10 protein-coding genes are annotated in these 13,950 nt (G+C 65.6%); 5 read left to right on the top strand and 5 right to left on the bottom strand.

Features of this window, described 5'->3' with window-relative positions; genetic code table 11:
• Positions 1-12: 12 nt before the first annotated feature.
• Positions 13-1,371 carry a GDSL-type esterase/lipase family protein gene (locus tag AB7849_RS03415; RefSeq protein ID WP_369500565.1) on the top strand — a complete coding sequence of 453 codons (1,359 nt, stop codon included), beginning with the start codon at positions 13-15 and terminating at the stop codon, positions 1,369-1,371.
• Between the two features lie 84 nt (positions 1,372-1,455).
• Here AB7849_RS03415 and AB7849_RS03410 read toward each other — a convergent pair whose 3' ends face one another.
• A complete protein-coding gene (locus AB7849_RS03410; protein WP_369500564.1) occupies positions 1,456-2,625 on the bottom strand; it encodes a XylR family transcriptional regulator in 1,170 nt (389 codons plus the stop codon).
• Positions 2,626-2,857: 232 nt separating this feature from the next.
• On the opposite strand from AB7849_RS03410, the gene dgoD reads away from it, so the two are divergent.
• From dgoD to AB7849_RS03390, 4 genes are all read left to right on the top strand, one after another.
• A complete protein-coding gene (dgoD, locus tag AB7849_RS03405; RefSeq protein ID WP_147626368.1) occupies positions 2,858-4,006 on the top strand; it encodes a galactonate dehydratase in 1,149 nt (382 codons plus the stop codon).
• A gap of 148 nt (positions 4,007-4,154) precedes the next feature.
• Complete coding sequence (gene xylB / locus AB7849_RS03400; RefSeq protein ID WP_369500563.1) at positions 4,155-5,669, top strand: xylulokinase; 1,515 nt, start codon at positions 4,155-4,157, stop codon at positions 5,667-5,669.
• Between the two features lie 40 nt (positions 5,670-5,709).
• A complete protein-coding gene (xylA, locus tag AB7849_RS03395) occupies positions 5,710-7,047 on the top strand; it encodes a xylose isomerase (RefSeq protein WP_369500562.1) in 1,338 nt (445 codons plus the stop codon).
• 293 nt (positions 7,048-7,340) lie between these two features.
• Positions 7,341-8,774, top strand: coding sequence for a sugar porter family MFS transporter (locus tag AB7849_RS03390; protein WP_369500560.1), 1,434 nt, complete (start codon positions 7,341-7,343; stop codon positions 8,772-8,774).
• A gap of 62 nt (positions 8,775-8,836) precedes the next feature.
• Here the strand turns inward: AB7849_RS03390 and AB7849_RS03385 are convergent, their stop codons facing one another.
• The 4 genes from AB7849_RS03385 to mprF all read right to left on the bottom strand — a co-directional run bounded on the left by AB7849_RS03385 (position 8,837) and on the right by mprF (position 13,893).
• Positions 8,837-9,850, bottom strand: coding sequence for a hypothetical protein (locus tag AB7849_RS03385; RefSeq protein WP_369500559.1), 1,014 nt, complete (start codon positions 9,848-9,850; stop codon positions 8,837-8,839).
• A gap of 160 nt (positions 9,851-10,010) precedes the next feature.
• A complete protein-coding gene (locus AB7849_RS03380) occupies positions 10,011-10,184 on the bottom strand; it encodes a DUF1328 domain-containing protein (protein WP_008213839.1) in 174 nt (57 codons plus the stop codon).
• 257 nt (positions 10,185-10,441) lie between these two features.
• A complete protein-coding gene (locus AB7849_RS03375) occupies positions 10,442-11,287 on the bottom strand; it encodes an AcvB/VirJ family lysyl-phosphatidylglycerol hydrolase (RefSeq protein WP_369500558.1) in 846 nt (281 codons plus the stop codon).
• Positions 11,284-13,893, bottom strand: a complete 2,610-nt coding sequence (gene mprF / locus AB7849_RS03370) for a bifunctional lysylphosphatidylglycerol flippase/synthetase MprF (protein ID WP_369500557.1) — start codon at positions 13,891-13,893, stop codon at positions 11,284-11,286. The genes AB7849_RS03375 and mprF overlap by 4 nt, the downstream gene beginning before the upstream one ends.
• Between the last annotated feature and the right edge of the window lie 57 nt (positions 13,894-13,950).

The following is a 13,950-nucleotide window of genomic DNA, read 5'->3' as shown; positions in this document are numbered from 1 at the left end:
ATGTATCGGAACATGACGCGACGAATTCTCGCCACCACGGCCTTGTCGCTGGTGCTGGCTTGTCTGTCGGCGCACGCTGCCACACCGGTTGCGCCCGCACAGAAATGGGTGGCGACCTGGGCGCAGGCGATGACGTCCAACGCGGCCGCGGGGACGCAGACCAGTGCGCCGCAGCCGGTCTCGCAAGCCGATTTCACCTTGCGCCAGACCGTGCTGACCAGCGTGGGCGGCGGCCGCGTGCGCATCCGCTTGTCGAACTACTTCGGCAAGGCACCGCTGACGGTTGCCGCCGCCCGTATCGCGCTCGGTGTGGCGGGATCGAGCGACCTGACCCGCATCGTGCCCTCGAGCAGCCGCGTGCTGCGCTTCCATGGTCGTGCCGGCGTGGTCATTCCACCGGGGCAAGGAGCCAGCAGTGACGCAGTGGTGCTTGACGTGCCGGCGCGGTCCACGCTGGTGATCAGCCTGTACTTCGCCACCGCCACGCAGTTGGCCGACATGCACGTCATGGAACACATGGCGGGCATGGCCGCTGTCGCTGGCGACGCCGTCGATGCGACGACGCTGGCGCGGCGCGCGAGGCTGCACTTGCGCGGCAGCGACGCGGAGGCACACATCTACGAGCTCGATGGCGTGGACGTGACGGTGCCGGCGGCCACGCGTGGCGTGGCGGTCTTCGGCGATTCGATCACGGACGGTGCCTACGCCAGCACGCCGGCACACACCTGGCCGGGCGTGATTGCCGCGCTGGCCAATGCACCCGGCTCGGGCACGCCGATGGCGGTAGTCAACATGGGCATCAGCTCCGACGAGCTCAGCACCGACCAGCTCGGCCAGCCGTCGGCAGGCATGTCCGGACTGAAGCGTTTCGAGCGCGACGTGATCGACCAGCCTGGCGTGACGGACGTGCTGGTGCTGATGGGCAGCAACGACATCAATCGCGGCATCGACCGGGCGGGCCAGCCGGACGGTGCGCTCGCCGGCGACCTGATCGCCAGCCTGCGCATGCTGATCGACGTGGCTCACCAGCACGGCTTGCGCATTTACGTGGGCACGATTCCGCCGTTTGCCGGCTTCACCGAAGCCGGCTGGTTCACGCCTGAAAAGGAAGCCGTGCGCCAGCAGGTGAACTGGTGGATCGGGCATGCGGCGAAGGTGGACGGCGTGCTCCCGTTTGCCGAGGTGCTGGCGGGGCCATACTGGCCTTCACCCTTGGCCGCCGCGCAGCATCCCTTGCCGCCCGGTCTGGCGAATGCGTGCGCGGGTGATACCGGACTACATCCCAATGACCGCGGTTACCGAGTCATGGGCACGACGGCGTTTGACGTGATGCTGGGCCGGAAGTTGTCGTTGAAGCAACGCTGCGAGTGAGCGTCGCAGGGCTTCGCCGCCGCTTGACTTCCGCGTTGAGCTCCATCGGAAGCAGGTGGCCGATGGCGCTGCCCCGGCCCGTTGCTACGAACGCGCCTTCTCGGCGAACTGCCGCGGCGTGCAGTTGAATTCGCGGCGGAACACGGCGTACATGTATTGCAGCGAGGTGAAGCCGCTGCGTACGGCGACCTCGGCCAGCGGGGTGTCCGCGTCGGCCAGCATGCCGCGTGCGGTTTCCAGCTTGTGGTCCAGGATGGCCTGGTGCACGGTTTGTTTCAGTTCGCGCTTGAAGTGTTCTTCCAGCAGCGTGCGTGAAATGCCCACGTAGTCGGCCACCTGCTCGACCTTGATGCCGAGGCAGGCGTACTGGCGGATGTAGTGCCGGGCGCGCATCACGTGCGGGCTCTTCATCGGCTCGTGCAGGCTGCTGGCCTGCACGTTGATGCCCAGCGGCGGCACGATGATGCGCGTGTCCGGGGCGATGTGACCGTGCAGCATCTTGTGCAGCAATTGCGCTGCCGAATGGCCCATGTCCTCCGCGCCCTGGGTCACCGAGGTCAGTGCGATACGGCACAACAGCTGGGCGATCGGGTCGTTGTCGATGCCGACCACGGCAATCTGCTCGGGAACGGGGATATCCGCCACCACGCAGGATTGCAACAGTTGGCGCGCTCGCGCGTCGGTCACCGCAATGATGCCGATGGGCTTGGGTAGCGAGCGGACCCATTCGGCCATGTCTTCCTGCGCACGTCCCCAGCCGCCGGCGCTGGTGGACGAACCCCGGTAGACCACGCCCTCCAGTTTGTCGGTCGCGATCATCCGGCAGAACGCGTCCTCGCGCTCCTGCGCCCAGCGGTTGCCCGGCGTGGGCGGCAGGCCATAGAAGGCAAAGCGTTGCAGCCCCTGTTCGATCAGGTGGTCATAAGCCAGTCGAACCAGCTTGGTGTTGTCGGTCGCCACGTAGGGCGTCTTCGGCGGATAGTGGCTGGCGTCCGCATAGGAGCCACCCACGGCGACCACCGGTATTGGCACATCGGCCAGCGTCTCTGCCACGGTGGGGTCGTCGAAGTCCGCGATGATGCCATCGCCACGCCAATGGCGAATGCCCAGCGTGCGGCAGCGGAAATCCTCCTCCATGAAGAGGTCCCACTCCACGCGCGTGGATTTCAGGTACTGCCCGATACCGGCGATGACCTGTCGGTCATAGACCTTGTTGGCGTTGAACAGCAGGGCGATGCGGTGCGGTGATGACATGGCATGCCAGTACTGGCTTTCCCCCGACGAAACAATGGACTTGGAGAAGCTACCAGTTAAGCCGGCTGCGGACATGACGCAACGCGACAGGGAAAAAGACGTACGGCGTTGGTGGATTTCGCAATTGCGGGGTAGGGGAGTGACTTGCAGCATCGGGTGGCAACGACCTGCCATGGGCGAGTCGTGCGCCACCGTTGACCGGGTGGGTATCCCACCGACACAGAAAGCCTGCATGAAGATCACCGCCATCACCACCTTCCTCGTCCCGCCGCGCTGGCTGTTCCTGCGCATCGATACCGATGCCGGCATCAGCGGCTGGGGCGAGCCGGTCGTCGAGGGGCGCGCGCAAACCGTCGCCGCGGCCGTCGAGGAGTTGTCGACCTACCTGGTCGGCAAGGACCCGCGCCACATCGAGGATCACTGGAACGTGCTCTATCGCGGCGGCTTCTATCGCGGAGGCCCGATCCTGATGAGCGCCATTGCCGGTATCGACCAGGCGCTGTGGGACATCAAGGGCAAGGACGTGGGCCGGCCGGTCTATGAACTGCTCGGCGGTCCGGTGCGCGATCGCATCCGTGTGTACTCGTGGGTAGGCGGCGACCGCCCGGCCGACACCGCCCGCGCGGCGAAGGATGCCGTGGCGCGCGGCTTCACCGCGGTGAAGATGAACGCCACCGAGGAAATGCAGTACGTCGACACGCACGCCAAGGTCGAGCGGGTGCTGGAGAACGTGCAGGCGATCCGCGACGCGGTGGGCGCGGACATCGGCATCGGCCTGGATTTCCACGGCCGCGTGCACAAGCCGATGGCCAAGGTGCTGATGCGCGAACTGCTGCCCTACAAGCTGATGTTCATCGAGGAGCCGGTGCTGTCCGAACACCTGGAATGCCTGCCCGAACTGGCCGCAATCTCGCCCGCGCCGATCGCACTGGGCGAGCGCCTGTATTCGCGCTACGACTTCAAGCGCGTGCTGCAGACCGGTGGCGTGGACATCATCCAGCCCGATCCCTCGCACGCCGGCGGCATCACCGAGACGCGCAAGATCGCCGCGATGGCCGAAGCCTACGACGTGGCGCTGGCGTTGCACTGTCCGCTCGGCCCGATCGCGCTGGCGGCGAACCTGCAGCTGGACGCGGTATGCCACAACGCGTTCATCCAGGAACAAAGCCTGGGCATCCACTACAACGCCACCAACGACCTGCTCGACTACGTGAGCGACAGCGGCGTGTTCGCCTATGCCGACGGTTACGTGGCGATGCCCAAGGGCCCCGGCCTGGGCATCGAGGTGAACGAAGCCTATGTGGTCGAGCGCGCCAAGATCGGCCACCAGTGGCACAACCCGATCTGGCGTCATGACGACGGCAGCGTGGCGGAATGGTGAGCCGTCCCATGCTCTCGCGATACAGCGATCGATCGCGCCGCCCCTGGCGTGCCATGCCGGCCGCGGGGTCGCGTGCTGGCGACGCGCGCATGGGTATCCGGGGCACCCCCCATTCGGGACGAGTGCAGGTTCAAGCGAGGGTGCGCGCATGAGTCTGGTAGCCGGACTGGATGTTGGTACCCAGAGCATCAAGCTGATCGTCTACGATCCGTCCGCGCAGCGGGTGGTTGCCGTCTGTGGCCATCCGCTCGAATTGATGACCGGGAGCGATGGTCGTCGCGAGCAGCGGGCGCAGTGGTGGATCGACGCAATCGTGGCCTGCTTTGCCAAACTCGATGCCACTACGCGAGCCCGCATCGTGGCGCTTGGCGTGTCGGGTCAGCAGCACGGCTTCGTGCCGCTGGATGCGGAGGGCGAGGTTTTGGCACCGGTCAAGCTGTGGTGCGACACCAGCAGCCAGCGTGAATGCGACGAGATCATGGCCGTTGCGGGTGGCGCACAGCGCTGCGCGGCACTGGCGGGCAATCCCGTGCTGGTCGGCTATACGGCTTCCAAGTTGCCGTGGACGCGCAGGCATCGAGCCGCGGTGTACGAGCAGTTGGCGACCATCATGCTGCCGCACGATTACGTGAACTTCTGGCTGACCGGCGAACGCTGGATGGAGTGCGGTGACGCCTCGGGCACCGGCTGGCTGGACGTGCGCACGCGCGGCTGGAGCAGCGCGATGCTGGCCGCGACGGATCCGCAGCGTGATCTTTCCGCCTGCCTGCCGCCGCTGGTCGAGGCGGACTTCGCTTGCGCCATCGCGCGTGATGTGGCCGACGTACTTGGCGTGTCGCGATCGGTGCAGGTGTCGGCCGGTGGCGGCGACAACATGATGGCGGCCATCGGGACCGGCAACGTTGCGCCCGGCATGCTGGGCATGAGCCTGGGGACGTCGGGCACCCTGTTCACCCATGCCGATCATCCGGTGGTGGATACGACGGCACGCTGGGCAGCCTTCTGTTCGTCCGACGGCGGCTGGTTGCCGCTGGTGTGCACGATGAATTGCACGGTGGCTACCGAGAGCGTGGCGAAGGCGTTCGGTTTCGACGTCCGCGACGGCGACGCGGTGATGGCAGGCACGGCACCGGGCGCCGGCGGGCTGGTGATGCTGCCGTTCCTCAATGGCGAGCGCACGCCGGATCTTCCCTACGCACGTGGAAGCCTGCATGGCATGGACATCGCCAACGTGACACGCGCCAACCTTTATCGGGCCGCGATGGAAGGGGCGACCTACGCGTTGCGCAACGGCTACGACGCGCTGCTGGAAGCCGGGCTGCGGTTCGAGGCGATTCGTCTCACTGGCGGCGGTGGCCAAAGCGGCGCATGGCGCCAGATGGTCGCCGACGTGTTTGCTCTTCCGGTGGAAGTGCCGCTGCAAGCCGAAGGTGCCGCATTCGGCGCCGCGCTGCAGGCGCTGTGGGCGAGTGCACGGGCGGACGGCGAGAAAACGCCACTGGCCGACATCGTGCGCAAGCACGTTCAGTTGGCCTCACACCTTTGTGTTCATCCGATCCCGGAAAACGTTGCGGGATATCGACCCTCTTACCGGCAGTTTCTGCGCCATCTCGACACAGTCTGCTCCCTCGGCGCAAACGAGCAGGCAAGCGACATTGCCTGACCCGGCCGCGCATTCCCCACCCTCGAAGGACACGAATTCCATGAGCAATCTCTTTACAGGCAAGCGCGAGTATTTCCCCGGCATCGGGCGCATTCCGTTCGAGGGTGTCGGTTCGGACAATCCGCTCGCCTACAAGCATTACGACGCGACCCGCAAGATCGGCGACAAGACCATGGCCGAGCACTTGCGCTTCGCCGTGTGTTATTGGCACAGCTTCTGCAACTCGGGTGGTGATCCGTTTGGTCCGGGCACGCGCCGCTTTCCGTGGGACGAGCACGACACGGCGATGGCGCGCGCCGACGCGCGGATGGACGCGGCTTTCGAATTCTTCACCAAGCTCGACGTGCCGTACTACTGCTTCCACGACATCGACATGGCGCCGGATGCCGAAGATGTCGGCGAATACGAGAAAAACCTCCGGCGCATGGTGGCGATGGCGAAGGAGCGTCAAGAGGCCACCGGTATCAAGGTGTTGTGGGGAACGGCCAACCTGTTCAGCCATCCGCGCTACATGAACGGCGCGGCCACCAACCCCGATTTCGCCGTGGTGGCACGGGCGGCGGTGCAGGTCAAGGCGGCGCTCGAGGCAACCGTCGAGCTGGGCGGCAGCAGCTACGTGTTCTGGGGTGGCCGCGAAGGCTATTCCTCGTTGCACAACACGCAGATGAAGCGTGAGCTGGAGCATTTCGCCCGTTTCCTGGAGATGGCGCGTGACTATGGCCGCAGCATCGGCTTCAACGGCAACTTCCTGATCGAGCCCAAACCGATGGAGCCGATGAAGCACCAGTACGACTTCGATTCGTCGACGGTGGTGGGCTTCCTGAAGCAGCACGGACTGGACAAGGATTTCAAGCTCAACATCGAGGCGAACCACGCCACGCTCGCCGGCCATACCTTCGAACACGACCTGCAGGTGGCTTCCGACCATGGCTTGCTCGGCAGCGTCGACGCCAATCGCGGCAATGCGCAGAACGGCTGGGATACCGACCAGTTTCCGACCGATCTCTACGACACTGTCGGGGCTATGCTGGTGGTATTGCGACAGGGCGGGCTGGCGCCCGGTGGCTTGAACTTCGACGCGAAGGTGCGCCGCGAGTCGACCGATGCCGAGGACCTGTTCCTGGCGCACATCGGTGGCATGGATACCTTTGCGCGCGGGCTGGAGGTGGCACATGGGTTGCTGACCCAGTCGCCGCTCGAACATCAGCGGGCGAAGCGCTACGTCAGCTTCGAGGCCGGTGCCGGCAGCGACTTCGTGCAGGGCAAACTCGGTTTTGCCGACCTGCGCGATTACGCGGCACGGAACGGCGAGCCGGTCCAGTTGAGTGGCAAGCAAGAGCGTTACGAGAACCTGATCAATCAATATCTGTCACGCTGAGGGTAGGGGATGCTTCACCCCGGGCTAGTCCGGGCCTCACCCCATGTTCCAAACTTGAGCGCCGTCATCCCAGCGAAAGCTGGGATCCAGCGCCTCTCGGTACACGGCAGAGGCGCTGGATTGACCAGCTTCGCTGTTGTGAAGCGCCTCAGCTTTCGCTGGAATGACGGGCTTGGGCGTCGCTTGATTTTGGGGCATCGAGCCCGGCCCGGTTTGGGTGAAGACATGTCGCACCGAGATGCGCCATTCCCGCGGGGGGAACGGCCGGCAAACGACCCAGAGACTTCCATGACATGAACAGTGTTTCGCTTGAAAATCCGGGTGTCGCCAAGTCGGCGGAAAATACCCGGCTCATCGTCCAGATCAGTTGCGTCGCCACGCTGGGTGGTTTCCTGTTCGGCTTCGACAGTGGCGTCATCAATGGCACGGTCGATGGCCTGAAGCAGGCCTTCCATTCCAACGCGGCGGGGCTCGGTTTCGAAGTGGCCTCGATGCTGCTTGGTTGTGCCTTGGGTGCATTCTTCGCAGGGCGCGTGTCCGACTACTGGGGGCGGCGTTCGGTGCTGATCATCTCGGCCGTGCTGTTCCTGTTGTCGGCACTGGGGGCCGGAGCGGCACATGATGCGGTGTGGTTCGTGACGGCTCGCCTCACCGGCGGTTTCGCGGTGGGCGCGGCCAGCGTCATTGCGCCGGCCTATATCGCGGAGGTAGCGCCGGCGCGTTATCGCGGCCGGCTGGCGACGGTGCAGCAGATTGCCATCATCGGCGGCCTCTTCAGCGCTTTCCTCAGCAACTACTTGCTGGCCAGCGCCGCGGGTGCTTCCACCAGCGTGTTGTGGCTGGGCCAGGATGCCTGGCGCTGGATGTTCTGGGTACAGGTGCTGCCGTCGTCGCTATTCCTGGTCTCGCTGCTGTTCATTCCCGAAAGCCCCCGTTTCCTGGTGGTGCGCAAGCGTGAAGTCGAAGCCGCCCGTGTGCTGGGAAGCCTCTATGGCGAGTCCGAGGCGGCCACCAAGCTGGCCGAAATCGGCGCTTCGCTGGCGCAGGACCGGCATCGCCCGAAACTGTCCGATCTGCTGGACAAGACCTCAGGTCGCGTCCGTCCCATCGTCTGGGTGGGCATCGGCCTGGCCACGTTCCAGCAGCTGGTCGGCATCAACGTGGTGTTTTATTACGGCGCGGTGTTGTGGCAGGCGGTGGGCTTTTCCGAAAGCGACGCGCTGCTGATCAACGTGTTGTCCGGCGCGCTCAGCATCGGCGCGTGTCTGATCGCTGTCGCATTGATCGACCGGATCGGCCGCAAGCCGCTGCTGTGGATCGGCTCCGTCGGCATGACCGTGACCTTGGCGCTGGTCGCCTGGGCATTCATCCATGCCGGCATGGATGCCCAGGGCAAGTTGAGCCTGCCGCCTGCCATGGGCACGCTGGCCCTGGTGGCGGCCAACGCCTACGTGGTCTTCTTCAACATGTCGTGGGGCCCGGTGATGTGGGTGATGTTGGGCGAGATGTTCCCGAACCAGATCCGCGGCTCCAGCCTGGCGGTGGCTGGTGCGGCGCAGTGGATCTCGAACTTCATCATCACCATCACCTTCCCGATGCTGCTGGTTGGCATCGGGCTGGCAGGCGCCTATGGCCTGTATGCGGCGGCGGCCGCATTGTCGATCGTGTTTGTCGTGATGTTCGTCAAGGAAACGCGCGGCAAGGAACTGGAAGAGATGGAAGGCTGAGCACGCAGCGCCGCCACGCTTGCCGCTCGGTGCGGGCATGCAAGTGTGGCGGCGCCGTCAGTTCAGGCGAAGTCCGGGCCGATCGCCAGCACGCATTCATCCGCACCGCAGCTGCGGCAGCAGAGGGTGAAGACCGAGATTGCCTCGGCGGTCACCGCTGGCCCCAATAACCCTTCCAGATAGCCGTTGAAGAACTGGCAGCCGGGATGGCCATCTTCCGTGCATAGCGGGCTCTGGCGAATGTGCAGTTGCTCGCCGCGGTGTTCGATCTCGACCAGCGCGCCCAGCGCAGGTGTGCCGATACGCTCGATGGCTTCGTGCAGGTCCAGCTTGCCCAGCGCAGCGTAGTCGCGGTTGAAGATCCAGCGGCCCAGGCGATGTCCCGCCAGCCACAGCGATTGTTCGCGCGCCGTCGCGTCCACGGTTTTTTCCAGCGTCAGTAGCGAGGGAAAGACCTGCGGGTAGCGACCGAGCAGCTTCGGCAGTGCAGCCTCGACGGCCGATTCGTCCGGACCGGTCGGGACGAGTTCGACGAACGGCTCGATGAACGGTTCCGGCTCCATGTGCGTTGGCGCGGGAGCGGGTGGATGGGGCAGGATGAAGTCCAGCTCCAGCTCCGGTGCATGCGGCGATTCCGCTTCGAACAAGGGTTCCTGCCGGGTCGCCACGACGGACGGAATCGCGAAGACGTCGACCGGAGCGGCCACCGCGGCTGTGTTCGGTGCTGCCGCAGCCGGCGCCGCTTCGGTTGGCATGTCGGGTTCGATCACGACGGGTCGCGGCGCGACCGGTGGGTGGGCGAACTTCCGTGATGCGGCGAAATGCGGCCGCGTCTCGCCTTGCACGAATGGCGAAATCTCGAAACTGATGATGCGTTCGTGCGTATCCAGCGCATCTTCGAGCGCGCGCTGCTTGCGCGACGGCCCGCGCACGACCATGGTCAGCAACGCGCCATGAGGATCCTGCGCCAGACGCTGGCGCAGCAAGGTGAATCCGGTGGCGACGACGATGCCGCCCACATCGATGAGCAGACCCTCCCGCGTTTCCGAGAGTGTCTGTATTTCCAGCTCGATCATCGGCCCCCCTGTGCTCGATGCTGGTGAAACGGAGATGGCGGCGAATTCAATTCGCCGCCATCTCCTTATTCTACTCAAGCGGAAGCGCGTCGTGTCTTGTTTACGCTTCTAGGCCGCGATGGAAGACACACGCGATCCGCTTCCCGATGTGCGCTGAGTACTACAACCTCGGTCCGCGACGGAAGCCACCGAAGATCAGCGACAGCACGAACAGGATCAGGAAGATCACGAACAGGATCTTGGCGATGCCGGCGGCGCCGGCCGCGATGCCGCCGAAGCCGAAGATGGCAGCGACGATGGCGATCACGAAAAACACGATGGCCCAGTAGAGCATGGCGTTTCTCCACGTTGGCGATGCCGAAGCCGGCATCGCGGTTGGGGCATGGACGCCATGATCGGGCGCCAGCCGTTGCGATAGGCGCGGAGGTGGTGCGGGTGGCTTGCCACGATCCGTGCGGCACTGATTCGAGCAGCCTGCTCGTGAACGCCTTGTCGCGATCCCGCGATGCGGTTCAGGCAGGTGCCCGGCGCTGTCACGCGGCCTTCGCATCACCTGCACGAAAGCGTGGTGGTGATGCGAGGGCCAGTGCGTCAGTTCGTGGCGGGTGTGGCAGTTGCTGGCATCTGGACCGACGACGTGGCGGCAGGAGCGGCAACCGGAGCGGTGGTGTCAGCGGGCAGCTCGTGCAGCATGCGGGTGATCAGCGCCGGATAGTTTTCGTCGAAGTGATGGCTGCCGGGCATGGCGTGCACCACCAGCCACGGTGGCAGGTTCTTTTCGCTGCACAGGCTGTCGTCGCTGTCGTCGGTGCCGTAGTAGCAGATTACCGGTGGCTGGTTGTCCAGCGCGGCCACGCGCGGCAGCGACGGGTAGTGCGGGATCGGATTAACCTTCTCCATCACGGCCTTGAGCTTGGTCTTGAACCAGTTTTCGCGCATGTAGCCTTCCAGCGCGATCTCGAAGTTCACGTCGCGGCTGGGCGAGAGCAGCACCATCTGGCTGATCTTCGCGCGATTGGCCGGGCTCAGGTGTTGCACGATCGAAGGCAGCACGTCGGCGCCGAACGAAAAGCCGATCAGCCACACGCGCTTCTTGTGCCACTGCGCGAGGTAGCGGGTGATCATCGGGTCGAGTTCCTGCGCCGACTCCTCCGGCGAGCGCTGGTGCCAGTAGTAGACCAGCGTGCTGACGCCCAGCACCGGCATGCCGCGCGCCACCAGCAGTTTGCCCAGTTGCTGGTCGAGGTCGCGCCAGCCGCCGTCGCCGGAATAGATGATGGTCAGGACGTCGCTGTCGCCACCGGGTGCATGCGTGCCTGGCGTGGCCAGCAGCTTCACCGTGGATTTTTCCAGGCTGGGCCGCGAGAACGGATTCCAGACGATCGCGGCCGCCACCGCCACGCAGGCCACCACGGCACCCAGTGCAAGCAATTTCATCGACGTACCACTCCGGTAAGGCCGCCGGAAATCAGGCTGGCCACGTTGGTCAGCACCACCGGCAATGCGATTCCGCCGGGCACCGCCATGTAGCGCGGCTCCCACTCGGGATCGAATTTGTCTTTGTAGCGATGCAGACCGCGAAAATTGTAGAAACGTTCGCCGCGACCGAACAGCAGCGCGCCGAAGCGGTTCCACAGCGGTGCCTGGCGCCGGTTCTGCAGGCCCGACAGCGGGGCCATGCCGAGGTTGAACCAGCGGTAGCCCTGGGCCTTGGACCACAGCATCAGTTCCACGAACAGATAGTCCATGATGCCGGGCGGACCGTCGGGCAACTGACGCATCAGGTCGACCGAGGCCTCTTCCAGGGTGTCGCCCAGGAACAGGTTGGCGAATGCCACCGGCTGCTCGTCCTGCCATACCACGGCCATCGGCGTGCGGGCGAGGTAGCGCGCGTCGAACGAGCCGAGCGAGAAGCCTTTCTCGCGCACGCGCTTGTCGCGCAGCCAGGCGTCGGAGACCGGTTTCAGCCGCGGCAGCAGTTCGGGTACGCGTTCCACCGGCACGATCTCCATCCGCAAGCCGTCGCGCTGCAGCTTGCTGACGATGTTGCGCAGGCTCTTCTTCGACTTGCCGTCGAGGTTGAACTGGTCCAGCCGCACGCGCGCTTCCTCGCCGACCTTCAGCAGGCTCATGCCCACTTCCAGGTACAGATCGAGGTCGCGCGGATTCACCTGGTAGAACACCGGCCAGCCGCCGGCGCGTTCGCACAGTTCGTGGAAGGTCCACACCAGTTCCTGGCGGGCCTTGGGGTCACGGCCCACCGGATCGCCCATCGCCACCCAGCTGCGCCCGCCAATGGCGTACATGATGAAGGCGCGGTCCTCGGGATCGAACAGCAGCGCCTTGTCGCCCATCAGCGCCAGGTGCGTCTGCGCGGACGGCGATTGCTTGATCAGCGGCAGCGCCCGCGCCAGTTCGGCTTCACTGGGCAGGGTGGGGCGCGGCTTTTCCGAGCGGATCAGGCTGACCAGCGCGAACAGCAGGCCGGCCGCGGTAGCGCCCACCAGCGCGCGCAAGGCACGCGGCGCGCCACCGTGGTGGAAGCTGAATTCCCACCACAGATCGTTGTTGTATTCCACGTGCTGGTAGCTGAAGAACACCAGCCACAGCGTGCAGCCCAGCACCGCCACGATCGCCAGCGACCAGCCGAACGAGAAGGTGGCGTGGAACAGCGAGGCGCGGCGATAGAACAGCTTGTGCGCCGGTGCCAGCGCCAGCGCCAGCATGATCAGCAGCGTGGCCTCTTCGTAGTCGATGCCCTTGAGCAGCGAGAACACCGCGCCGGCCACCAGCAGCGTCAGGGTCAGCACATAGGCGGCGTCCAGCCGACGCTGCAGTCCGCGCGCGAGGATCAGCAGCGACATGCCGATCACGCTGCTGAGGAAATGCGACACCTCCAGCACCGGCAGCGGCAGCACGTGGCTCAACGCGGTCAATCGGCGCGGCAGCGCCTGGGTGGCGCCGGAGAACAGCAATATCGCGCCGGAGACCAGGGTGAGCCCGGCGAAGAACGGCGGCAGCAGCCCGGTGAACCAGGGCGACAGCAAGGTGCGCTGGCGCAGGCCGCGTGCCTCGCGCACCACCACCAGCACGGTGGCGACGCACAGCGGCAGCAGGTAATAGACGCCACGGAACGCCGCCAGTGCCCCCAGCATCGGCGCACTCAGCGTGGCGTTGCCGGTGGCGCCCAGGCCGGCCAGCATCACCGCTTCGAACACGCCCAGGCCGCCCGGCACATGGCTGACCAGGCCGGCCATCTGCGCCAGCACGAAGATCGCCAGGAACGGCCCGAAATCGATCACGATCTCGCTGGGCATCAAGGCATACAGCACCGCCGCGGCCAGGCCCCAGTCCAGCGCGCCCACCAGCACCTGGCGCAACGCGGTGCCGAAGCTGGGCAGGGCCAGCTGCCAGCGCCGGAAGCGCAACGGCTCACGCCGCAGCAGTCCGCCCAGCAGCCACGCCAGTGGCAGCAGCGTCAGCACGATGCCCAGCGGTATGTGCAGCGCGGCAAACGGCAATTGCGGCGACACGGGTTCCAGCAGCAAGGTCGCCCCGGTCACCGCGCACAGGCCCAGCCAGAAGCTGACGGTGCAGAACAGCACCACCTTGGCCACGTCGGCCGTCGACAGCCCGGCCTGGATGTAGAAGCGGTAGCGGATCGACCCGGACACCAGCAGCGCCATGCCCAGCGTGTTGCTGAAGGCGTAGCTGATGAAGGAAATCAGCGCCACGCGCCGGCGCGGCAGGCGCTTGCCGATGGTGGTGAGCGCGAACATGTCGTACAGCGTCATCACCGCGTAGCCCAGCGCGGTAAGCACGATGGCCTGGCCAATGCGACCGCGGCGTAGGCGGTGCAGATACTGGCCCACCGCGTGGTAGCTGACCTCGCCGGCCAGCTTTTGCAGCGCCCACAGCGCCAGTGCCAGCATCAGCACCGACAGCAACGGACCCCCGAAGCGACGCAGCCATGCCGAACCCTTGGACGTTCCACCCGGGGCCTCCGGTCCACTCAGGATCTCCGCGCCCCCTTGCTGCTCCACTGTTCTGCCCCTCGACTGCGCTTTACCGCGATGGTGCCACATTGTCCGCCCCATGCC

Source organism: Rhodanobacter sp. FW021-MT20, from assembly GCF_041107475.1.
GTDB classification, from domain to species: domain Bacteria; phylum Pseudomonadota; class Gammaproteobacteria; order Xanthomonadales; family Rhodanobacteraceae; genus Rhodanobacter_A; species Rhodanobacter_A glycinis.
This window is presented reverse-complemented; position numbering and strand designations above follow the sequence as displayed.

Excerpts from the sequence above, each read along its gene's own strand:
- AB7849_RS03410 (WP_369500564.1), bottom strand. The coding sequence starts at position 2,625 with ATGTCATCACCGCACCGCATCGCCCTGCTGTTCAACGCCAACAAGGTC.
- AB7849_RS03390 (WP_369500560.1), top strand. The coding sequence starts at position 7,341 with ATGAACAGTGTTTCGCTTGAAAATCCGGGTGTCGCCAAGTCGGCGGAA.
- dgoD (WP_147626368.1), top strand. The coding sequence starts at position 2,858 with ATGAAGATCACCGCCATCACCACCTTCCTCGTCCCGCCGCGCTGGCTG.
- xylB (WP_369500563.1), top strand. The coding sequence starts at position 4,155 with ATGAGTCTGGTAGCCGGACTGGATGTTGGTACCCAGAGCATCAAGCTG.
- xylA (WP_369500562.1), top strand. The coding sequence starts at position 5,710 with ATGAGCAATCTCTTTACAGGCAAGCGCGAGTATTTCCCCGGCATCGGG.
- AB7849_RS03375 (WP_369500558.1), bottom strand. The coding sequence starts at position 11,287 with ATGAAATTGCTTGCACTGGGTGCCGTGGTGGCCTGCGTGGCGGTGGCG.
- AB7849_RS03380 (WP_008213839.1), bottom strand. The coding sequence starts at position 10,184 with ATGCTCTACTGGGCCATCGTGTTTTTCGTGATCGCCATCGTCGCTGCC.
- AB7849_RS03385 (WP_369500559.1), bottom strand. The coding sequence starts at position 9,850 with ATGATCGAGCTGGAAATACAGACACTCTCGGAAACGCGGGAGGGTCTG.
- AB7849_RS03415 (WP_369500565.1), top strand. The coding sequence starts at position 13 with ATGACGCGACGAATTCTCGCCACCACGGCCTTGTCGCTGGTGCTGGCT.